The 19,890-nt window shown below is 44.1% G+C and carries 20 protein-coding genes; 10 read left to right on the top strand and 10 right to left on the bottom strand.

Annotated elements, in window-relative coordinates:
• Nucleotides 1-62: 62 nt before the first annotated feature.
• Both F7Y48_RS01800 and F7Y48_RS01805 read right to left on the bottom strand, forming a co-directional pair.
• Nucleotides 63-452, bottom strand: a complete 390-nt coding sequence (locus tag F7Y48_RS01800; protein WP_012841946.1) for a DUF2750 domain-containing protein — start codon at nt 450-452, stop codon at nt 63-65.
• Between the two features lie 68 nt (nt 453-520).
• Complete coding sequence (locus F7Y48_RS01805; RefSeq protein ID WP_005393312.1) at nt 521-1,426, bottom strand: manganese-dependent inorganic pyrophosphatase; 906 nt, start codon at nt 1,424-1,426, stop codon at nt 521-523.
• A gap of 186 nt (nt 1,427-1,612) precedes the next feature.
• On the opposite strand from F7Y48_RS01805, the gene F7Y48_RS01810 reads away from it, so the two are divergent.
• Complete coding sequence (locus F7Y48_RS01810) at nt 1,613-2,827, top strand: putative manganese transporter (protein ID WP_316680018.1); 1,215 nt, start codon at nt 1,613-1,615, stop codon at nt 2,825-2,827.
• Nucleotides 2,828-2,904: 77 nt separating this feature from the next.
• Here the strand turns inward: F7Y48_RS01810 and F7Y48_RS01815 are convergent, their stop codons facing one another.
• The 4 genes from F7Y48_RS01815 to torE all read right to left on the bottom strand — a co-directional run bounded on the left by F7Y48_RS01815 (nt 2,905) and on the right by torE (nt 8,746).
• Nucleotides 2,905-4,644 (bottom strand): glycoside hydrolase family 36 protein, encoded by a 1,740-nt coding sequence (locus F7Y48_RS01815; RefSeq protein ID WP_316680019.1) that lies wholly within the window; start codon nt 4,642-4,644, stop codon nt 2,905-2,907.
• A 199-nt stretch (nt 4,645-4,843) separates the two neighbouring features.
• Nucleotides 4,844-7,306: a trimethylamine-N-oxide reductase TorA gene (gene torA / locus F7Y48_RS01820; RefSeq protein WP_041156583.1), complete on the bottom strand. Its 2,463-nt coding sequence runs from the start codon at nt 7,304-7,306 to the stop codon at nt 4,844-4,846.
• Nucleotides 7,307-7,331: 25 nt separating this feature from the next.
• Entirely contained in the window at nt 7,332-8,516 is a 1,185-nt protein-coding gene (torC, locus tag F7Y48_RS01825) for a pentaheme c-type cytochrome TorC (RefSeq protein WP_031780338.1), read from the bottom strand.
• Nucleotides 8,517-8,566: 50 nt separating this feature from the next.
• On the bottom strand, nt 8,567-8,746 hold the full coding sequence (torE, locus tag F7Y48_RS01830; RefSeq protein ID WP_005378141.1) for a trimethylamine N-oxide reductase system protein TorE: 180 nt from the start codon (nt 8,744-8,746) through the stop codon (nt 8,567-8,569).
• Between the two features lie 462 nt (nt 8,747-9,208).
• On the opposite strand from torE, the gene F7Y48_RS01835 reads away from it, so the two are divergent.
• Entirely contained in the window at nt 9,209-10,021 is an 813-nt protein-coding gene (locus F7Y48_RS01835; RefSeq protein WP_316680024.1) for an ABC transporter permease, read from the top strand.
• A gap of 366 nt (nt 10,022-10,387) precedes the next feature.
• Nucleotides 10,388-10,513 carry a hypothetical protein gene (locus tag F7Y48_RS01840; protein ID WP_254903806.1) on the top strand — a complete coding sequence of 42 codons (126 nt, stop codon included), beginning with the start codon at nt 10,388-10,390 and terminating at the stop codon, nt 10,511-10,513.
• Nucleotides 10,514-10,596: 83 nt separating this feature from the next.
• On the opposite strand, the gene focA is transcribed toward F7Y48_RS01840, so the two are convergent.
• Nucleotides 10,597-11,457: a formate transporter FocA gene (gene focA / locus F7Y48_RS01845; RefSeq protein WP_005393324.1), complete on the bottom strand. Its 861-nt coding sequence runs from the start codon at nt 11,455-11,457 to the stop codon at nt 10,597-10,599.
• A 299-nt stretch (nt 11,458-11,756) separates the two neighbouring features.
• Here focA and F7Y48_RS01850 point away from each other — a divergent pair, with 299 nt between their 5' ends.
• Entirely contained in the window at nt 11,757-11,990 is a 234-nt protein-coding gene (locus F7Y48_RS01850; protein WP_316680027.1) for a TIGR02647 family protein, read from the top strand.
• Between the two features lie 36 nt (nt 11,991-12,026).
• On the opposite strand, the gene F7Y48_RS01855 is transcribed toward F7Y48_RS01850, so the two are convergent.
• Complete coding sequence (locus F7Y48_RS01855) at nt 12,027-12,485, bottom strand: PACE efflux transporter (RefSeq protein ID WP_005390910.1); 459 nt, start codon at nt 12,483-12,485, stop codon at nt 12,027-12,029.
• 89 nt (nt 12,486-12,574) lie between these two features.
• Between F7Y48_RS01855 and F7Y48_RS01860 the strand changes: the two genes are divergently transcribed.
• The 3 genes from F7Y48_RS01860 to F7Y48_RS01870 are packed head-to-tail and all read left to right on the top strand — an operon-like array spanning nt 12,575 to nt 14,938.
• Nucleotides 12,575-13,453, top strand: a complete 879-nt coding sequence (locus F7Y48_RS01860) for a LysR family transcriptional regulator (RefSeq protein ID WP_005390908.1) — start codon at nt 12,575-12,577, stop codon at nt 13,451-13,453.
• A gap of 22 nt (nt 13,454-13,475) precedes the next feature.
• Nucleotides 13,476-14,303 (top strand): NAD-dependent epimerase/dehydratase family protein, encoded by an 828-nt coding sequence (locus F7Y48_RS01865; RefSeq protein WP_109168487.1) that lies wholly within the window; start codon nt 13,476-13,478, stop codon nt 14,301-14,303.
• Nucleotides 14,300-14,938 (top strand): YdcF family protein, encoded by a 639-nt coding sequence (locus tag F7Y48_RS01870; protein WP_170902174.1) that lies wholly within the window; start codon nt 14,300-14,302, stop codon nt 14,936-14,938. The genes F7Y48_RS01865 and F7Y48_RS01870 overlap by 4 nt, the downstream gene beginning before the upstream one ends.
• 61 nt (nt 14,939-14,999) lie before the next feature.
• Here the strand turns inward: F7Y48_RS01870 and F7Y48_RS01875 are convergent, their stop codons facing one another.
• On the bottom strand, nt 15,000-15,578 hold the full coding sequence (locus F7Y48_RS01875; protein WP_005378154.1) for a thymidine kinase: 579 nt from the start codon (nt 15,576-15,578) through the stop codon (nt 15,000-15,002).
• Nucleotides 15,579-15,665: 87 nt separating this feature from the next.
• Nucleotides 15,666-17,048, bottom strand: a complete 1,383-nt coding sequence (cysS, locus tag F7Y48_RS01880; protein ID WP_316680033.1) for a cysteine--tRNA ligase — start codon at nt 17,046-17,048, stop codon at nt 15,666-15,668.
• Nucleotides 17,049-17,251: 203 nt separating this feature from the next.
• On the opposite strand from cysS, the gene F7Y48_RS01885 reads away from it, so the two are divergent.
• From F7Y48_RS01885 to F7Y48_RS01895, 3 genes are all read left to right on the top strand, one after another.
• Nucleotides 17,252-17,746 carry a peptidylprolyl isomerase gene (locus F7Y48_RS01885; protein ID WP_005390900.1) on the top strand — a complete coding sequence of 165 codons (495 nt, stop codon included), beginning with the start codon at nt 17,252-17,254 and terminating at the stop codon, nt 17,744-17,746.
• A gap of 60 nt (nt 17,747-17,806) precedes the next feature.
• Entirely contained in the window at nt 17,807-18,544 is a 738-nt protein-coding gene (lpxH, locus tag F7Y48_RS01890) for a UDP-2,3-diacylglucosamine diphosphatase (protein ID WP_006743038.1), read from the top strand.
• 98 nt (nt 18,545-18,642) lie between these two features.
• Nucleotides 18,643-19,857 carry an EAL and HDOD domain-containing protein gene (locus F7Y48_RS01895; protein ID WP_005378158.1) on the top strand — a complete coding sequence of 405 codons (1,215 nt, stop codon included), beginning with the start codon at nt 18,643-18,645 and terminating at the stop codon, nt 19,855-19,857.
• The last annotated feature ends 33 nt before the right edge of the window (nt 19,858-19,890 follow it).

Below are 19,890 nucleotides of genomic sequence, written 5' to 3' on the forward strand. Positions count from 1 at the left end.
TCAAATGTAAAGAAGCCTGCGTTAAAGCAGGCTTCTTTATTAAATGGACACGAATCGAAAAATTAGCGGCGGCTCGCTTGTTTGCGCAGTTCAAAATCAAACTCGTCAGGAAACAATACGACCCCTTCTTCATTTTGATTTGGGAATACAACAACAGATAATTCGTCATCTTCCAGACCAGATGTCCAACGACTGTGCCACTTGTTTAGAGAGATCGCTTCTGGCTCGCAATCTTCCCAATCACCATTCGCCCATTGCAAAGCAAACTCTTCGTTTGGCCATACTGGTACACAATCATCATCTTCTGTATTTAACATGACACAGCCATGTTCATCTTTCAGAATCCAAACTTTACGATTCGCCACAATCTCTTTTACGCAGTACTTTAAACGTTGCTCTTCGTTGTAGCGATTAATGGTATCCATCTGCTCTTGGGTCAGTTGCTCAGACATATTCGTCTCCTATTTCCCATAGAAAAATGCCCGCAGCTAGGCGGGCATTTAAAGTATATGCTAGAAAATTAAGCTAGCTCAGTTTGAAGCCAAGGCCAACCTTGCTTCTTACGGCTTAGCGTGTTTTCCATCATTAGCATGCCGTCTTTTTCGTGCTTAACAAGCTTCTCAGCCCACTCACCTTTGTATAGAAGACGAGTTTGAGCAGTCGTGATGTCTGTTAGCATTACAGCAGCAAATGCAAGGTTGTCTTTTTCGCAACGCGCTTCTAGATCCGCTTCTAGTGCTTCGATCATACCGTCAACTTGCTCTAGTGTTGCAAGCTCAACCTGACCTACTACTACGTCACGACCGTTGAATGGGTAACCTTTAAGGTCTTTCTCAACAAGCTCAGCAGCAGATAGACCTTCGATGTTTGTCTTAGCAATTAGAAGATCTTTAGTGAATGCGTCAACATCTTGTACGTCTGCGATTACCGCTAGCTCAGCAACGGCATCTTTGTCTTTTTGTGTACAAGTTGGAGAAGCGAAGCCTACTGTGTCAGATAGAATTGCTGACATCATTAGCTTAGCGATTTGTGGAGTAATCGCGTGACCTTCAATCTTGAACATGTTGAATAGAACAGTGTTGGTACAACCAACAGGCCAGATCCATGCTTCCATTGGGTTTACTGTCATCACGTCACCTAGGCGGTGGTGGTCAACAATACCCGCAATTTCAGCTTCTGCGATATCGTCTGGTGCTTGTGCTAGATCTGAGTAATCTACTAGCCAAACGGTCTCACCCGCAACTGATGTGCGAAGCTCAGGAACTTCAGCGCCAGCAACTTCTAGGATATGCTGAGTTTCACGGTTGATTTCGCCTTGGCGAATTGGCATAGCTTCAACGCCACGCGCTTTTAGAAGTTCAGTTGCAACGAGTGCACTACAAATACTGTCACTGTCTGGGTTCTTATGACCTACAACTAGAATCATGTTTCTTCCTATTCAAGTCAATTTTATACGCCGCCTAATACAGTTAATTAGGGCGTGTTTGCTCACAAAGGCCGATACTTTACCTGATTTAAGAGAGTTTGACACGAAGAAAAGTTCACAATGCTATTGCGAATAAATCTCATTTACATATAATGATAATTATTCCTATTTGCATTTGAGTAAACGATGAACGCGACCCAATTTTTACACTCTGCACAACAGTTGTTTCAGCCTACTCAGTTTCGTTTAGCTTATAAGCGATTGCTGATCCCTATCGTCATGCTCATTTTGCTAGGCAATGAAAATACACGTGACGTTGCCGTACAGACGCTATCCGACTCATTCTGGGCGGTGTCATGCTATGTTGCCGCCACCTTGGCAATTTATCATTATCTTTCAAACTTTATGTCGAAAACCAATCGAATTACCGAGCTCTACCATCGCTCGCGTAATCATCAGGTTTTCTTTGCTTCTTTATTGGGTGCTTTGCCTGGCTGTGGTGGCGCTATTGTTGTGACAACGCAATTTATTAGTGGCCGAGTGGGATTTGGTGCGATTGTCGCGGTACTTACTTCAACAATGGGTGACGCTGCCTTTTTACTTCTTGCCGCCAAACCAAGTGTTGGATTAGGCGTGGTTGGATTAGGCATAATCGTGGGTACTCTTTCAGGGCTGGTCGTTAATGCTTTTCATGCTGATAACTTTCTGCGCCCAGAGCCAAAAGAAGCACTTCAGACACATGCTTGTTGCCAACACCAGACAGACCGACACACGCCTCTTGAACAACGTGCAATCAATCTACAAGGCGCGTTTTGGAAATGGCTTATTGTGCCTGCCAGCGTCGTTGCTGTGTTAATGTCTTTCCAAATCGATATTAATCAGCTGTTGTCTTTGCAGGCCAATACCATTGAATGGCTGGGCGCTATCTTCGCGGTGATCACAATGTCGTTGTGGGCGATGACAAAAGAGCTCGGCGATTATCAGTCAACGGTCTCTGAAGATGAAAAAATTGTGGACTCGCACCCAATTCAAAAAGCGGCTCAAGACACAAACTTCGTCAGTGCTTGGGTGATCGTCGCTTTTCTGGCTTTTGAACTGACGACCTATTTTTCTGGAATCGACCTCGTAGAAACCTTTTCTCACTGGGGGGTATGGATGCCATTAGCTGGCTTAGCCATTGGTATGCTACCTGGTTGTGGTCCGCAAATTTTAGTCACTAGCCTGTACATCTCTGGTGCAGCGCCACTTTCGGCGCAGCTGGCAAATGCCATTTCCAATGATGGTGACGCCCTATTCCCCGCCATTGCTATGGCACCGAAAGCCGCTTTGGTCGCGACTATTTATTCGTCCATTCCTGCTTTTATCGTTGGATACGGGTATTACTTTTTATTCGAGTTCTAACGCTCAGGACGTCAAAACGAAAAAGGAGCCACAGTAGGCTCCTTTCTTGTTTTTATAATCGAACGATTTGCTTCACGTTATGCCGTGACGATCGCTTTCGCATTTAGCCCTTTATCCACGCCCACCATTAATAACTGACAAGGTTCTTGGTTTAGCTTTTCTCCTGTCCAGTAATCATACCAATCCATCGGTTGATCAGACGTCAGCGTAAATTCCATCGCCCCGTAGCTGGCATAGTTAAACAAGCAATGAAGGTCATTCTTCGTCGTTAGTTTTAAAAACGCATGATTTAAACTCAAAGCCGTGAACTTTGCTGACTCTTGGTTACGTTGTTGACGTAGCATGAGCTTAGCCAATGTCTTCTTTGCAAATGGCGTAATCTCAGGGAGCGGATCGCCAGACAGCAGCAAACCACCACACGCCAATAACACCGTGCGATGAAATTCATACTCTTCTCTGGATGCGGCTTGATTAGCTAATGACGTGAATGTCGCGCAATCCGGATCAATTTGCCACAGTTTTCGATGCTGCCAACTACGATAAAAGGTTTCTTTGGCTATCTGCTCGAAACGACGACTATGGCGTTCTACGTCATCAGAAACACGCATTGCATCCACAAGCCCTAGAGATGGCCACATTGGCGCGTTGCAACCTAAAAGCCACGCATCACCAGCGCCTTTAGCAATCGCTTCCATTCCTAAGCGATACGCCTCAACGCCTGTAATACCAGATTGTTTACGCACACCTTTCAAGGTGCCCCAATAGTTCGCGTCTAGCTTGAACAATTCAACGCCCCACTCTTGTCTCATGACAGAGACTACATTCGTCAGATGGTCTTGCACTTCTGGGTTTGAGGTATCGAGTATGTACCAAGGCGTGCAGCGCCAACCACCGTATGTGACATCTTCTGCTTTAAGTAAGCTTCCATCTTTGTGACGAACAAACCACTCTGGGTGTTGTTTGAAGATCTCCGACTCAGGTTGAGCAATAAAGGGTGCCATCCAAATCGCCGGCTTTTTGCCTTTTGCACGGATACTATGAATGAGCTCTTTCACACCACCAGAAAACTTATCCGATGGGATTAACCAATCGCCCATAAAGGCTTGATAGCCATCATCCAGAAGTACCCACTCTAGGTCTTCAAGCTTATCTTGCATGCAATCAACGTTCTGCATGATGTTTTGCTCTGTCACGTCTGCGTAGTAGGCATACCACGAACACCAACCGACAGGCGCATCTTGTGTCACACCTTGGCGAACAGGATGATGCTCTGCAATCATCTCGCCATAGATTTGATATAGCTCAGACAGAGATTGGCCACAGAGTACCGCCACGGACTCAAGTTGATTACTTTCCCAATCCGCCACTTGAGTAAGCTCACCATCAATCGCGGCAGATAAAACCCAATGTCCATCACGCAGTACAACATCAAAATAGCCCGCAAAACGGTGACATGAAGTAAAGCCAAACAAGGTATAGCCAGCCGAGCCTTCCACCACTAAATAGTTGTAGTAACGCTTAGGGGCATCTTTGGGATAGATTCGATAAGAAGGGTTGTTGTCTGGACAGCGACCAATATCAAAGGGATGGCTAACCGTTCCCGCTGTTTGCGCTAGCATTTGGAAGCCATCACCAATCACGTTGGCCTCGTGCTCGTATAAAAACGGCATCTCGAACAACACTTCACGGTCGGTAAACGTTTTATTGTGAAGCCCAGCAAAAGAAAAGTGTAATTGATTACCCTCAACTTCAACTTGGAGGTCGTTGTTATTCACAGTGATCTCAATGTGATTTGCCAATTGAATGCTCTGAGCCATAAAGAGTCTACTCACTTAATTATTATTGTTTAGCTTGGTTCATTATCCCCTGCTTGTCCCACCCAATTCGTTATCGACGTCACGAATCCTACTGTCGTTTAGCATCACAAATTTATTATTGAGATAACGCTCACTGAAATTTTGGTTAAAAAAATACCAGCCCGAAGGCTGGTATTTCGATTGATGTGAATTGCATTAATTAAGCAACTTCGATTGGACCACCGAATGAAGTCACTGGCGGTACTTTGCCGGTGAACTTCTCGAAGTCTACGATACATGTGTTCGCAGAAGTCGCCTGCGCAAGTTCAGAAGAGCCAATGTCTTGCGTTAGCGTGTTAGGGTCACCGTAAGTACAGATTGCGCCCTCTTTCTCGTTTAGAGGACCGTACCATGCACCTTCTTCGATACGAATAACGCCACGTGGGTAGCTGTCAGTAAGAACAGCACCAGCTAATAGCTGACCACGACCGTTGAATACGCGCACTAAGTCACCGTCTTTGATGCCTTTCGCTTTCGCATCCGCTGGGTTGATGTAAACAGGCTCACGACCTTGCACCGCGTAAGTTGCACGGAACTCTTCAGATTCACACATTTGAGAGTGCAGACGCTTGTCTGGGTGACAAGACTGCAACCAGAATGGGTATTTATCTGAACCAGGGCCACCGTGTGAACGCTCTGATTTTTCGAACCACATTGGGTGTTCTTGACAGTGTTCGTAGCCGTAACGGCCGATCTTACGAGACGTGATCTCGATGAAACCAGACGGCGTACCTAGTGGGTTAAGCTCAGGGTCTTTACGGAAGTCCGCATGACGAACCCAAGGTTTACCTTCACCGAAGTCTAGTACGCTCTTCTCCCAGAACTCGTTGAATTCTGGCATTTCAAACTTACCTTCGTTCGCTTTTTTACAATCGTTGTAAAGGCTTTCGATCCATTCCATCTCGCTCATACCACGAGTGTATTCTTCGCGGCGACCAAAACGCTGAGTTAGTTCACTCATGATTTGGAAGTCAGGCTTAGATTGGAACAATGGATCGACGAGACGATGCATTGCAATCAGACCTTTGTTCGAGTATGAACCGTATACGTCGATGTCGTTACGTTCCCATTGCGTACACGCAGGTAGAACGATATCCGAGAAACGACATGTTGCAGTCCAAGCAAACTCGATCGTTACAACCGTTTGAAGTTTGCGGAACGCTTTCTTCATGCGGTTACGATCTTGATGGTGGTGCCATGGGTTACAACCCGAGATAACCATCATCTTGAAGTCTGGTAGTTTCACTTTACCGCCGTTGTAGTTGATCTCTTTGCCTGGCTCAAGCAGACAGTCGATCCAACGTGCAACTGGGATAGTACGGCTGTAACCGTTAAAGTCGTTGTTGTCCCACTTCGGCTTCATACCTTGGTCAAGGTTACGAGGGAAACCACCAGGGCCCGCGAAACCAGTAGAAGGCACACCGATACTTGAGTAGTGGTGACCGTAAGAGATGCCACCGCCAGGTAGACCGATTTGACCAACCATTGCAGCAACCACAGCCGCCGCCCAGTATGGTTGCTCACCGTGCTCTTGACGCTGGATACACCAACCCATCAGGATCTGTGTACGGCCACTTACTAGCATACGCGCGAATTCGCGAATCTTGTCCGCTTTCACGCCACAGATAGCCGCAGCCCACTCTGGTGTTTTCTCTACTTTGTCTTTTGTCTTACCTTGAACGTATTGAATAAACTCTTCAAAGCCTAGACAGTAAGTATCAATGAACTTCTTATCGTACAAGTCTTCGTTGTACAGCACGTGCGCCACAGCAAGCATGAACGCTACGTCTGTCAGCGGGTTAATGTACAAGTGATCGTTCTCTAAGTAGCGCTGAGTCTTGTTCTTCACTGGATCTACAGATAGAACGTTGATCTCACCTTTCGCTACTTTTTCTTTTAGTTGTGCTAGGTACTTGAACGACTCATGCGTTTCACAGTTCCAACCTACTTGAAGGTTTTTCACTGGGTCGTTAGCCCAAAGAACGATGTTGTCAGAGTTCTCTAGGATTTCAGACCAAGACGTACCTTGTGCGTAAACTTCGGTTGAACCAAGTACGTAAGGCATGATGGTTTGACCTGCACCCGTCGAGTAGTCACCTACTTTCGTGATGAAGTTGCCGTGCATACCCACTGCACGTTGCATGTGCGCGGTACAGTTGTTGAATGAACCTGTTTGGTTCCAACCCGTTTGACCTGCGTGTAGCGCCCATGGACCGTAGTCTTTTTGAATACGTTCTAGTTCACGGTAGAACAAATCTAGCGCTTCATCCCAAGTCACGCGGATGAAACGGTTGTTACCGCGAGTATCCGCGCTATATTTGTGTTTCTTCAACCAATCTAGACGAACCATTGGGTAACGCACACGTGAAGGGCTGTAAATAATGCCCTTGATGCCGTTTAGCATTTCAGTTGGGTTTTTGTCTAGCTCTAGCGGTTTGATCTCTTGAACTTTACCCGCGTAGATGTGGGCGCGGAACGCGCCCCAGTGAGAACCTGTTACTTTCCAAGTACCTGTCGTCTCAACAGCATTGGCAGAGGCTGACGCCAATAAGCTAGGACCAATAACTGACGCTGCACTTGTGGTTGCTACACCTTTAAGAAAACTTCTTCGTGTAATAGCCATTTAAATTACTCCAATCCGACGCTTATTAGTGGTGACCTTCAGCATAATCTGAAGAGTGTTTCTGTAGATACTTCAAGATCAGGGCTTCACTGTCTGTATCTAGGTTAACGAACGCCAACATACCGTCGAACATACCTGGCCAGGTGTTCGCGTCGAAGTGCGCTTCCGCAGGTTGCGTGTGACATACTGAACAGTTGGTTTTGTACGCTTCACGAGATTTTTCCCAAACAGGATTGATGTCGTTCAGCATAGACTCTTTCTTAAGCCATACTTTCGCTGCCACTTTTTCCCATGGAAGACCCGTTAGCTCATCCACTTTTTTCTCACCAGTCGTCACAATGTTGCTATCTGTCGCTGCTTCTTTCATCAGAGACGCAGTCGCAATGTTCTTACCGAAGTCTTCTTGAATTACGCGACCAAAACCTTTCGCTTTACGCCAGCCATCGATTTCGATTTCAACAAACTCGCCTTTGTCTTCAAGAACTTTAACGGTCGATGCTGGGTTAAGAAGACCGGCTTCTTTAGTGCCTTGTGCATCAAAGTAAATAGGTAGGTGACGAACACTCACTAGTTGCTGACCTACAGAGTAATCTGTATTTGAAGTCATACCTTCTAGGTCACCCACGATACCGCCGATGCTGTCCATACCTGCTGGCAGGTTATGCGCGATACCTTTATGACAGTCAACACAGCTTTGATCTTTCTCTGCTGCTTGCTTCATTTGGATACGAGCGGTTGGAGACATTTGCTCGAAATCCATCGATTCGTAGTTGTGACAGTTCTTACACTCTAAAGATTTGTTTGCCGAGAAACGATCCCATTCGTGTTTCGCAAGTTCGATACGACGCTCTTCGAACACACCAGGTTCATCGTAGTTGCCAAATACCTGTGCAAATACCTCTTTAGATGCCTGCATTTTACGAGCAATTTTGTCTGTCCAGTTATGAGGAACGTGACAGTCAGGGCAAGTAGCACGAACGCCTGAATGGTTTTTCCAGTGAACCGTTTCTTGCAGCTCAACGTACACGTTGTCACGCATTGTGTGACAACTAATACAGAATTCTTCTGTGTTGGTTGCTTCTAGAGCGGTGTTAAAGCCACCCCAAAAGATAACACCAGCAATGAAGCCGCCCATAGTCAGCACACCTAGGCTGATATGTACAGCTGGGCGCGTCATGGTACGCCACAGTTTAATGATTAATGATTTCATTATTTGCTCTCTTAAAATCTTTTCAAAAGTGTGGTTATGAGCTCACAGGCTTACATGCCGTGCGCGCCTGGAGGTCCAAAGAAGAACACTTGCAACATCCAAACGATGAACCCGTAACCGCCGACAAAAGCCACACTCAGAATTGGGAAGAGAACAACTGCAATGAAGAGGAACGACTTCCACTCCAGGGAGCGTTTTTCACCACTCTCAATTTTATTAACATCACTCATACATTTGCCTATTTTGTATCTAGTGTTATTGAAAAGCCCGCGTAACCAAGCTTAAGTTTTTTACAATCTCTAATGGAAAATGTTAGACCATACTAATAGTAAGGTTCAATCAAATAAGAGCTCTCAGGCCTTGTAATTCAACACTTTTTTGAGCTCATCCAGAGATGTGATTGATTGATGTTATTTATTAAAAAACATGAACAGATGTGACAAAATAAGTCTTTTAACTAATTGTTAAAAAGACAACATTTACCAAACATAAGTTACATTTGGATAGTAATTAACGGGTCATAAATTGGCTTAAAAACCCGTCAAAAGATAATCAATTGTGAATAAAATGATGCGAAATAATGACAAGAATAGCGCTAAAGGTTTACGTTGAGAACATCAAAAAATGCACATTGATGTTCATATAAAGGAGGAGCTTAGTTACAATTATTCGCGGATTTTCGAGGAGCGATTATGGATAGCGTGGTGGATATAAGTTGGACCAAACTGGCATTGTTTGGTCTGATTTTGTTGGTTCCCTCCTTTATTAATGCCCGCTACAAATTAGGGATTGCGAAAGACACGATAATCAGTGTTATTCGTATGACACTTCAGCTCATATTGATTGGCGTGTATTTAGAATATCTTTTTCAATTAAACAGCTTACTTATCAATATACTTTGGCTTGCCATCATGCTACTGATTGGTGCAAGCTCAATTGCAGGAAAAGCTCGTCTACCTAAAAAGCCACTCATGCTTCCTCTGCTTACAGGCTTAACCTGTGGTCTAATTCCACTTCTTATAGCGATTACCGCAGGCCTAGTACAGCCATCCCCTATTTACAACGCCCAGTACATGATCCCACTTGCGGGCATGCTATTGGGTAACAGCTTAAGTAGTAACATCATCGCACTGCAGAATTTATTTACGGCTTTTGAACAGAGACAATCAGAATACGAGGCTGCTATCTCACTTGGTGCCTCTCCTCGTTATGCATCATTCCCCTTCATTCAAGAGGCCCTTAGAAAGTCACTTGCTCCAACTTTAGCCTCTATGGCCACTACAGGGCTGGTTACCTTGCCAGGCATGATGACTGGTCAAATTCTAGGTGGCGCAAGCCCGATGGTCGCAATTAAATATCAGTTGGTGATTATGCTGGCTATTTTCGTCATGTTGAGTACCTCCGTCGCTATTACGCTGGAGATGACACTGAGCTGGGTACAAACGAAAGAAGGCCGGATCAAAATAAAAATCCAACAATCAGAACCTACCAAAACTCATAGATAGTTTAAGCGTGTGAACAAAGCCAGTGAAAGGGCTTGTATTATCAAGTCAAACGCACTTTTAACTGAATCACTCATCCATTCTTTAAACATTCATCAAGATGCTTTCTGGAGAAAAGTCAGACAGAATTCTCTCGAGTATAAGCCTCTAATTTTATGAAATTTTCTTTGCAAGTTTAGATACGCACGGCCTTTGAGACAGGTTATCCACAGAAAATGTGGATAAACACCCTAAACCCATACGCAACCAGAAACATAGCTGCATAAGTGATCAATCTAATCGTCATGCTTTGATCACTTGTCTGACATATTCTAATTTTAGAGTAAAGATAGTGACCACAAACTTGGAGAGACGTACATGGATGTCTTAATGATCAAAGAAAATTACGATGAACTCCTATCCGATGCACCTCTGGACTGGCTCGTTCAAGAACCAAAGGAAGTGACTTCTCATTGGCTCCCAACCGATTTTGGCATCAATGAAGAGCTGATTTAACTCGCTCGATTTGTGTGAAACTTATCGACATGAATAAAAGAAAGGCGAACCATTTGGCTCGCCTTTCTTTTATTCTTTTAGATTTATCGTAAATGCTTGTCTTCATCACGTAGATAAATCATCCAATACCACATACCAACGAATACACCGCCACCAATGATGTTCCCTATCGTTACAGGGATAAGGTTATTTACGATGAACCCCATCATGTTTAAGTCCGCATAGTTTGCAATATCCGCCCCTGTCATTTGCCAAAATGCTTCCGGTGCAAAATATTTGATTCCAATCGCCATGGGTACTTGGAACATGTTCGCAATACAGTGCTCGAAACCTGCCGACACGAACATAGCTACTGGCAGAATCATGACCGCTATTTTGTCAGTTAATGTACGTCCACTAAACGTCATCCAAACAGCAATACACACCAGCACGTTACACATGATACCAAGCGCAACTGCAGCAAAGAAACCATGGTGCAATTTATGTTGAGAGATAGCCATCGCGTTGAGGCCAACTTGGCCGTGATCAAACATATACTGCTTGGTGACCAACATGCATGCTACCAACAAAAGAGCGCCAACCATGTTGCCGAAATAAACCACAAACCAGTTTTTGATTAGCGCTTGCCACGAGATCTTTCCACTCGCTCGCGCTACCAATGTTAATACTGAGCTAGTGAAAAGCTCACCACCTGTAACGACAACAAGAATCAAACCAAGACTGAAGGCTAGGCCACCGATTAGCCTGGTAATACCCCATGGAAGGTCGCCTGCACCTGTGGTCACCGTGGTGTAAAAGATGAACGCAATACCAATATGAAGTCCGGCAGAAATTGCCAATAAAAAAGATTTGATCGGTGCTTTAGTTGCTTTACCTACCCCCACTTCAGCCGCGCGTTCCGCAGCCTGAGGCGGTAATAGTGAGTCAAACTGATTGAAGTTCATTGTGGTGTAACATTTAGAAACAATTAAAGAGGCGCGGATAATCGCTCCATTTCCCTACTTTTTCAAGCGCTATTTAACATGTTTACTAAAAATGTTGTTATCGAGAGATCAACCAATAAAGGTCAACTATCATTCGCAATCGTAACTATCATTGATACTTAACAAGTATTCTGCCTTTCGAACAAAGATCCTGCGTTATATCAGCCTGATAGCGCCATACTTAACACTTCTTATCGTTTAATGTTGCTCAACTCTTCTTTTCAGACTAGCTTGGTAAAAAAAGCGTAAAGGAATCATTTATGAAATATTCAGCTGAACATATCGCCGAATTGAACCTACTTCTTCAGTTCGACTTAAGTAGTGCTGCAACTGGTATTAAAGTTCATACAGACGCGTCAGAAGAAATGCAGGCAGCCGTTGCTCGTCTATACGAGATGCAACTTTGTACACAGCCTGATGGTGGTTATTTAACAGATGAAGGTATTGAAGTCGCAGAGCATGCGGATAAGATTTTAAGAGTCCTTTCTGTGTAATTTGAACAAAAACGCCACCGAATTCGGTGGCGTTTTTTATTGGTCCCTGCATTTTGTTCCTGCCGAAACCTGCGGTGCTAATCGTTTTTTCATTTTACTAAATGGCTGAACCTTGTCGTACAACCAATTAAAGCCTGTGGCATAAAATAGGAAGAACACTAGGAAGCCAGCTTCCAACACCAGAGCTTGGAGAAGCGTAATTTCTAAGAACCAAGCAATGACGGGTATAGAGATAAAGATCAACCCTCCCTCGAATCCAATTGTATGCCCAAAACGCATCGCTAAACTTCGCTCAGTTCGATTGCTGCCAAACCACTTATCAAAGTACAAATTGTAGATGTAATTCCACACGACGGTATACATGCTCAACCCAATCCCAACTAACGCGAGATCACTCGATCCCTTTCCGGTGATCAATGAAGCCGCTGGCACAATGATCGCGAGTGCAATTAACTCAAAAAGTACTGCATGAAAAATTCGTTCGTTACGAGTCATATTTCTCTGTCCAAATAGTTCTACTCAATGCTTAGAATTTTATCTATTATTCAGATAACAAAAAGTTAGATACCATCGGCAAAAGCGATATGTTTACCATCGAACAACTGCAAGCTTTCATTGCTACATCAGAAACCGGGTCATTTTCAGGCGCGGCAAGAAAACTGGGGCGAGCTCAATCCGTAGTCAGCCAACACATCATAAATATGGAGGTCGACTGTGGTGTTGATCTATTTGATCGCTCTGGTCGATATCCGAAATTAACCGAGAGTGGCCTCGCGCTCATACCTTATGCACAAGCGGCAATCAGCCAACTCGACCGATTGAACAACAGAGCATCACAGCTTTTTTCAACACCAACTAATAAATTGGTTTTAGCCATTGATGAAGGGATTCCTCTGACTCGCTTGCCCGACGTGCTAAAAAATTTAGAGCAACGCTTTCCACATTTGCAAGTTGAATGCTTGACTGCTTCAAGTCCGGATATTATTGAATTGGTCAAATCGGAGCGCGCCACTACTGGGATTATTTTGAGTGACTTACAAATGCCGAGACATATCGATTTCACTAATCTTGGTAACATTGCGTTCGATGTCTATGTCTCTTCAACGCACGCTCTAGCACAGCAACGCGTCACTCACATTGATCAACTCAAACAACATCGTCAACTGGTCATACGCTCCAAAAACGCAGAGCCATGTGGTCTCAATCAAGCATTCAGCCCGGATATCTGGTACGCTGATAACTACTATATTTTGTTGGAATTAGCGAATAAAGGGTTTGGTTGGTGCTTTCTTCCAGAGCATTTAGTCGCGTATTCACCGAACACACTGAAAAGAGTTGGGGATGATTTCACAAAGCTGGCTTGGCAAGTCAATGTTGACCTTATTCAACATCAGAAATGGCATTCAGATCCCCTCCATCAACAAGCCAAAGCAGAGCTGCTCAATCTATTCGAGCAGACATAAATAAGTAAGTAGGAAGACCCAAATGGCAAATACATTGATCGTAGGTGCAGGCTGGCTCGGAACTCCGCTAGCAGAAACTTTGATGAAAGACGGACACCACGTTGTCGTTACTCGTCGTAACCAAGCTCGGTTAAACGAGTTACCCGCTTCATTAACTCACTCCGCATTATTCGATTTTAATCAACTTAACGCGGCGAAACGGCTAGATGAGTTGCTTAAGCAACATCAAATTACTCACGTTGTCGGTGCTTTTCCCCCTGGTTTTCGTAAAGGACGCGGACAAGAATACGCCCAACAATGGCAAATGCTCGCAAACGCAGCAAAGCAAAACAACGTTGAAAAGCTCGTTATGATTAGCTCTACAACGGTGTATCCCAACCTAGCTTCTGATATGGAAGAAGCAGATGCGTCACTCTCTTTAGCAGCCGACAGCCCTTATTTCTCTGACAATGCACGTATTATGCTGCAAGCCGAGCAGCATGTTATCGACTCTAATATTAGCTTCGTCATTATGCGTTGTAGCGGGCTAATGGGGCCAGACAGGCACCCTTCTCGCTTTGCAATGAGACTAAAACAAGTCAGTCGTAAAGCGCCTGCTAATATGCTTCATCAAGACGATGCAGTATCGGCGGTCAAATTTGCTTTAGATAATTTAAGCAACCAAGTTATTAACGTGACCACACCGCATACCGTCAGCAAGGCGGAGTTCTACCAAGCCGCTATAAATAAGAGCGAAAGTGAGATACCTCTTCCACCAGTCACAGAACAAACAGATAAACGCATTCTCGCAGACAAACTACTCTCACTTGGCTATCAATTTCATTTCAACTCAACTTTGGACGCGCTATGAAACTCTATCGACACATAGAAACACTTTGGGATTACATGCAACTCAAACATGAGCTGAAACCCGCAGACTGTTTATTTGTGATGTGCAGTAACGATGTGCGTGTAGCAGAGCATGCAGCAAATCTGTACCACCAAAAGTTAGCGCCTTTGATTGTATTTTCAGGGGGAGAAGGTCGTTTTACCGATGGACTGTTTGAAAAAAGCGAAGCGGAAACTTTTGCCGAGATTGCCAAGATGTCAGGTGTGCCAAGTGAAGCAATTTTGCTCGAAACTGAATCCACCAACAGTGGCGAAAACGTTCGCTTTACTGAGCAACGATTGAAAGAAGAAGGAAAACATTGCTCATCGTTTATTCTGGTACAAAAACCATTTATGGAACGCAGAGCTATAGCGACATTTGAAAAACAGTGGCAGTCACCCTACTCCCAGATCCAAGTAAGCTCTACGGCTCATCCGTTTTTTGAATATATTAATGAAGACATGCCATTAATGATGGTGCTAGAAGCACTAATGGAAGATTTCTCTCGCGTAAAAAGCTATCCAGAGAAAGGATTTCAAACCGAGCAGAACATCCCTCCGCAGGTAGAATCATCTTATCAGGTTTTGCTAGAGAAATTTGGTTTTGACTTAGTCTAAGCCCTTTCTAGCAGACAACAAAAAGCCACCGATTACGGTGGCTTTTCTGTATTAATACGGATTATTTACCGAGTGCTTCTTTGTAATGCTGACGGCACACGGAGACATATTTGTCGTTACCGCCGATCGCAACTTGATCGCCCTCTTTAATCGCCACGCCATGTTCATCGGTACGAATAACCATATTCGCTTTGCGACCGCAGTGGCAGATCGTTTTGAGCTCAACCAACTTGTCTGCCCAAGATAACAGGTACTTACTGCCTTCAAAAAGTTCGCCTAGAAAATCGGTGCGAAGGCCGTAACACAATACTGGAATATGCAGTTTATCAACAACTTCAGTAAGTTGGTAAACCTGCTCTTTCGACAAGAACTGACACTCATCAACAAGAATACAGTGACGTTTCTCAACCTCATTCAGAGCTGCGATCTCTTGATATAAATTGGTATCCTGACGAAACAAATGTGCGTCAGATTGAAGACCAATACGAGAGCTCACTTTACCGACACCAAAGCGATCATCTAGTGCAGCCGTAAAAATAACTGGCGTCATGCCGCGTTCTTGATAGTTGAAAGAGGATTGAAGAAGCGTTGTTGATTTACCCGCATTCATTGCTGAGTAATAGAAATACATCTGAGCCACAGAGCATTACCTAAAGTTAAAGTTTTAATTTATGGAAATGGAAAATAAAAGGGCTGAATTATCAGCCCTTTAAAATTGAAAATTCAATTACTTACGACGCCACGTTGTGCCTTCTGGACCATCTTCCAGAACAATGCCCATTTCGGTTAGCTTGTCACGAGCCATATCTGCATTCGCCCAATCTTTCGCAGCGCGAGAGTCGTTACGCAGCTTGATAAGAGCTTCGATTTCAGCCACTTCATCATCGTTACCTGCATCACCTTTTAGGAAGGCTTCTGGATCTTGGTGAAGAATACCGATCACATCTGCTAGTTCACGTATTAGCGCACCTAGCTCGCTCGCTTTCTCTAGGTTTTCTGTTTTCAGACGGTTAACTTCGCGCGCCATGTCGAACAGAACTGAGTACGCTTCTGGCGTATTGAAGTCATCGTTCATCGCTGCTGTAAAGCGAGATACATACTCTTCACCACCAGCAGGAGCAGCATTTAGATCCAAACCACGTAGAGAAGTGTATAGACGCTCAAGCGAAGCGCGTGCTTGGTTTAGGTTCTCTTCGCTGTAGTTTAACTGGCTACGGTAGTGACCTGACATAAGGAAGTAACGAACCGTTTCTGCATCGTAGTGACCAAGTACGTCACGGATAGTAAAGAAGTTGCCTAGAGACTTAGACATCTTCTCGCGATCTACCATCACCATGCCACTGTGCATCCAAGTATTTACGTACTTAGTGTCGTGTGCACAGCATGATTGCGCGATTTCGTTTTCGTGGTGTGGGAACTGAAGATCAGAGCCGCCACCGTGAATATCAAAGTGATCGCCTAGGATTGAAGAGTTCATAGCAGAACATTCAATGTGCCAGCCTGGACGACCAGGGCCCCATGGTGATTCCCACGTAGGTTCACCTGGTTTAGACATCTTCCAAAGAACGAAGTCTAGTGGGCTGCGTTTGGCTGTTTCGACATCAACGCGCGCGCCCGCTTGCAGCTGATCCAAATCTTGTTTAGACAGTTTGCCGTATTCGTCAAACTTGCGAACCTCAAACATTACATCGCCATTATCCGCAACGTAAGCAAAACCACGTTCAATCAGTTTTTGAACAAGTTCGATGATTTCTGGAATAAACTGGGTTGCACGAGGCTCAATATCTGGGCGCTTCATGTTTAATGCGTCGAAGTCTGCGTGCATTTCACCGATCAAGCGCTCGGTCAATGAGTCACAAGACTCGCCATTTTCAGCCGCACGTTTAATGATCTTATCATCGATGTCTGTGATGTTGCGTACAAACGTTAGATCGTAACCTAGGTAACGAAGGTAACGTGATACCACATCAAAGGAGACAAAAGTGCGACCGTGACCGATGTGACAGAGATCGTAGATGGTAACTCCACAGACATACATGCCGACTTTGCCAGCTGTAATTGGTTTGAATTCCTCTTTCTGTCTTGTGAGTGTGTTATATATCTTTAACATGATCTCTATCTATGATTGTGAATGAATAAAAGAAGGTCGAGTATATCAACTCCGACCTGGTTAGGTAATAGCAATTAACCGATAAAACGATAATCGGCTAAACTTCAAGCACAAAACGAAGAATTTCCTCTTCCTGAGTTTTTAAAGCACTAGAACTTAGGCTAGAATCTCGGGCTCAACACAACACAGTAAAGGAAAGTAGCATGATCACCCTTCACACTAATTTTGGTGACATCAAGATTCAACTAAACGAAGAGAAAGCGCCAGAGACTAGCGCAAACTTCCTTCAGTACTGCCGCGATGGCTTTTACGACAACACTCTTTTCCACCGTGTTATTGACGGTTTCATGATCCAAGGTGGTGGCATGGAACCTGGTCTACGTGAAAAAGCATCACGTGCACCTATCAAGAACGAAGCAAACAACGGCCTAAGTAACAAAGTGGGTACACTTGCTATGGCGCGTACTATGGAGCCGCATTCAGCAAGCTCTCAGTTCTTTATCAACGTAAACAACAACACATTCCTAGATTTCCGTAGCGAAAGCCTAGATGGTTGGGGTTACTGTGTATTCGGTGAAGTTGTAGAAGGCATGGACATCGTAAATAAGATCAAAGGCGTTAGCACTGGTTCTTACGGCATGCACCAAGACGTACCTCTAGAGGACGTAGTAATCACTGGTACAACAATTGAAGAATAATTCGTAAGAATTATTTCTAAGAGATAAGTTAATGGGGAGGCATCGCTTCCCCTTATTTCTATGACAACATTATTTATTTCCGATCTTCACCTCACCCCATCGCGTCCGGATATTACGGAATGTTTTGTGACGTTCATGCGAACAGAAGCAACGAAAGCCGATGCACTTTATGTATTAGGCGATCTGTTCGAGTTTTGGGTTGGAGACGATGACAAAACTCCTTTTGCCAATCAAATCCGTACAGAGTTCCAGCAACTAACAAAGACTGGCGTTCCTGTTTATTTCATTCAGGGCAATCGCGACTTCCTATTGGGAAAACGCTTCTGTAAAGAGACAGGCATTACATTATTGGATGAAGTTAGCCTCATAGACCTTTATGGTACTAAAGCAGTTATTCTCCACGGTGACACCCTGTGTACTGACGACATTGATTATCAAAAATTCCGTAAGACTGTTCATCAACCTTGGTTGCAATGGCTGTTTAATCACATTCCTTGGTTTATTAAGAAGAAAATTGTCTCAAAAGTTCAATCCGATATTCGTGATGATAAAATGAGCAAGCCTTTAGACATCATGGACGTCAATCAAAATGAAGTCGAGAAAGTGATGTCTCAGAATTGCGTCAACTTAATGATTCATGGTCACACTCATCGCCCGAATACACATTTTTTTGACGTCGATGGCGTTAAAAAGACCCGGATAGTTTTAGGGGATTGGTATACGCAAGGCTCAGTTTTACAAGTAAATTCTGATGGCTTTGACCTACAAACGAGACCATTCATACAGAATTTGCGTTAAGCATGTAGAGCGTGTAGAAGATTCACGCTCAAGTCGTAGATATTTTGTAAAAAATCGCTATTATCATAATACTAAGTTAAACAGAACGAAGTACCTAATTGAAGTATTCTTACGTAGCTCGCCAACCGATTCTGGATAGAGAAAAACGAACCATAGGTTACGAACTTCTCTTTCGAGACGGTCCTAAAAATACCTTCCCTGAAGTAGAACCAGAGCTGGCTACTAGTCGACTGCTATCCGATCATTTTTTGTCGACGCATTACAACACATTAGGGAACAAACTTGGCTTTGTTAACTTTCCGCATCAAAGCTTGGTGAATCTAGTCCCAACTCTGTTTCCCAAAGAGTCTCTCGTCATTGAAGTCCTTGAAGATTGTGAACCGACAGAAGAGCTGCTAGAAGCCATCAAGCACCTTCATGAGTGCGGATACAAAATTGCTTTAGATGATTTTGTGCCGACGAAGGCTTGGAAACGTTTTCTTCCATACGTTTCCATGATCAAGTTTGACATTCGACTCGTACCGATCAAGAAAGCCGCTATTTTTATTCAGGCATTAAGCCCATTTAAAATCGACTTTCTTGCTGAAAAAGTTGAGACCTATGAAGAATTTGAGCAAGCTTTAGAAGCCGGCTTTAACTATTTTCAAGGATATTTTTTCAGCAAGCCTGAGATGATCCAGAAAAAACGGTTGAACCCCGCATTTCTGACAGTCATCCAGCTGTGTAAAGAGATTGCAGATAAGCCCATCGACTTCAATGAGGTTGAACGTCTGTTTTCGATTGATGTGACGCTGTCATACAAGCTGCTTACTTACGTAAATTCAGGATATACATTAACGACTAAGATTAAGTCGTTCAGACAAGCGCTTATTTATCTGGGTGAAGAGCGACTACGACGCTTTATTTCCTTAGTTGCCATTGCGTCCGTTCAAGAAGATAAACCAGATTCTCTTTACTCCTTGGCGATTCAGCGTGCAAGAATGTGTGAACTGTTACTTAGTCAAATGAACACTAGGTATGACCCTGGGCAGGCTTTTTTGACAGGCATGTTTTCTTTACTCGGATCTTTGCTCGATCAACCGCTCTCGGATGTCATTGAAGATATCCCCGTTGACGAAGATATAAAACTCGCATTAACCAGTCGAAAAGGCGTACTTGGCCACTTACTTTCAATGACGATCGCCTACGAACAAGCAGACTGGGAATTAGCTGAGCGGTATTGCACCGTTCTTAAATTAACCGAGCCTCAATTAGCAGACGCTTTTAATCAATCTACCGAGTGGGCTCAAGAACTGCTGTCTCAAACGCCCTAAATCGCTATAATGCCTCACCTCCAGCCTCGCAAT

The sequence above is a fragment of the Vibrio sp. 2-1-2a genome (assembly GCF_032648565.1).
Lineage (GTDB): Bacteria > Pseudomonadota > Gammaproteobacteria > Enterobacterales > Vibrionaceae > Vibrio > Vibrio diabolicus.

Excerpts from the sequence above, each read along its gene's own strand:
- torC (WP_031780338.1), bottom strand. The coding sequence starts at position 8,516 with ATGAAATCATTAATCATTAAACTGTGGCGTACCATGACGCGCCCAGCT.
- F7Y48_RS01810 (WP_316680018.1), top strand. The coding sequence starts at position 1,613 with ATGAACGCGACCCAATTTTTACACTCTGCACAACAGTTGTTTCAGCCT.
- F7Y48_RS01855 (WP_005390910.1), bottom strand. The coding sequence starts at position 12,485 with ATGACTCGTAACGAACGAATTTTTCATGCAGTACTTTTTGAGTTAATT.
- F7Y48_RS01805 (WP_005393312.1), bottom strand. The coding sequence starts at position 1,426 with ATGATTCTAGTTGTAGGTCATAAGAACCCAGACAGTGACAGTATTTGT.
- F7Y48_RS01800 (WP_012841946.1), bottom strand. The coding sequence starts at position 452 with ATGTCTGAGCAACTGACCCAAGAGCAGATGGATACCATTAATCGCTAC.
- F7Y48_RS01860 (WP_005390908.1), top strand. The coding sequence starts at position 12,575 with ATGTTTACCATCGAACAACTGCAAGCTTTCATTGCTACATCAGAAACC.
- torA (WP_041156583.1), bottom strand. The coding sequence starts at position 7,306 with ATGGCTATTACACGAAGAAGTTTTCTTAAAGGTGTAGCAACCACAAGT.
- F7Y48_RS01835 (WP_316680024.1), top strand. The coding sequence starts at position 9,209 with ATGGATAGCGTGGTGGATATAAGTTGGACCAAACTGGCATTGTTTGGT.
- cysS (WP_316680033.1), bottom strand. The coding sequence starts at position 17,048 with ATGTTAAAGATATATAACACACTCACAAGACAGAAAGAGGAATTCAAA.
- F7Y48_RS01865 (WP_109168487.1), top strand. The coding sequence starts at position 13,476 with ATGGCAAATACATTGATCGTAGGTGCAGGCTGGCTCGGAACTCCGCTA.
- F7Y48_RS01850 (WP_316680027.1), top strand. The coding sequence starts at position 11,757 with ATGAAATATTCAGCTGAACATATCGCCGAATTGAACCTACTTCTTCAG.
- torE (WP_005378141.1), bottom strand. The coding sequence starts at position 8,746 with ATGAGTGATGTTAATAAAATTGAGAGTGGTGAAAAACGCTCCCTGGAG.
- F7Y48_RS01870 (WP_170902174.1), top strand. The coding sequence starts at position 14,300 with ATGAAACTCTATCGACACATAGAAACACTTTGGGATTACATGCAACTC.
- lpxH (WP_006743038.1), top strand. The coding sequence starts at position 17,807 with ATGACAACATTATTTATTTCCGATCTTCACCTCACCCCATCGCGTCCG.
- F7Y48_RS01815 (WP_316680019.1), bottom strand. The coding sequence starts at position 4,644 with ATGGCTCAGAGCATTCAATTGGCAAATCACATTGAGATCACTGTGAAT.
- focA (WP_005393324.1), bottom strand. The coding sequence starts at position 11,457 with ATGAACTTCAATCAGTTTGACTCACTATTACCGCCTCAGGCTGCGGAA.
- F7Y48_RS01885 (WP_005390900.1), top strand. The coding sequence starts at position 17,252 with ATGATCACCCTTCACACTAATTTTGGTGACATCAAGATTCAACTAAAC.
- F7Y48_RS01840 (WP_254903806.1), top strand. The coding sequence starts at position 10,388 with ATGATCAAAGAAAATTACGATGAACTCCTATCCGATGCACCTCTGGAC.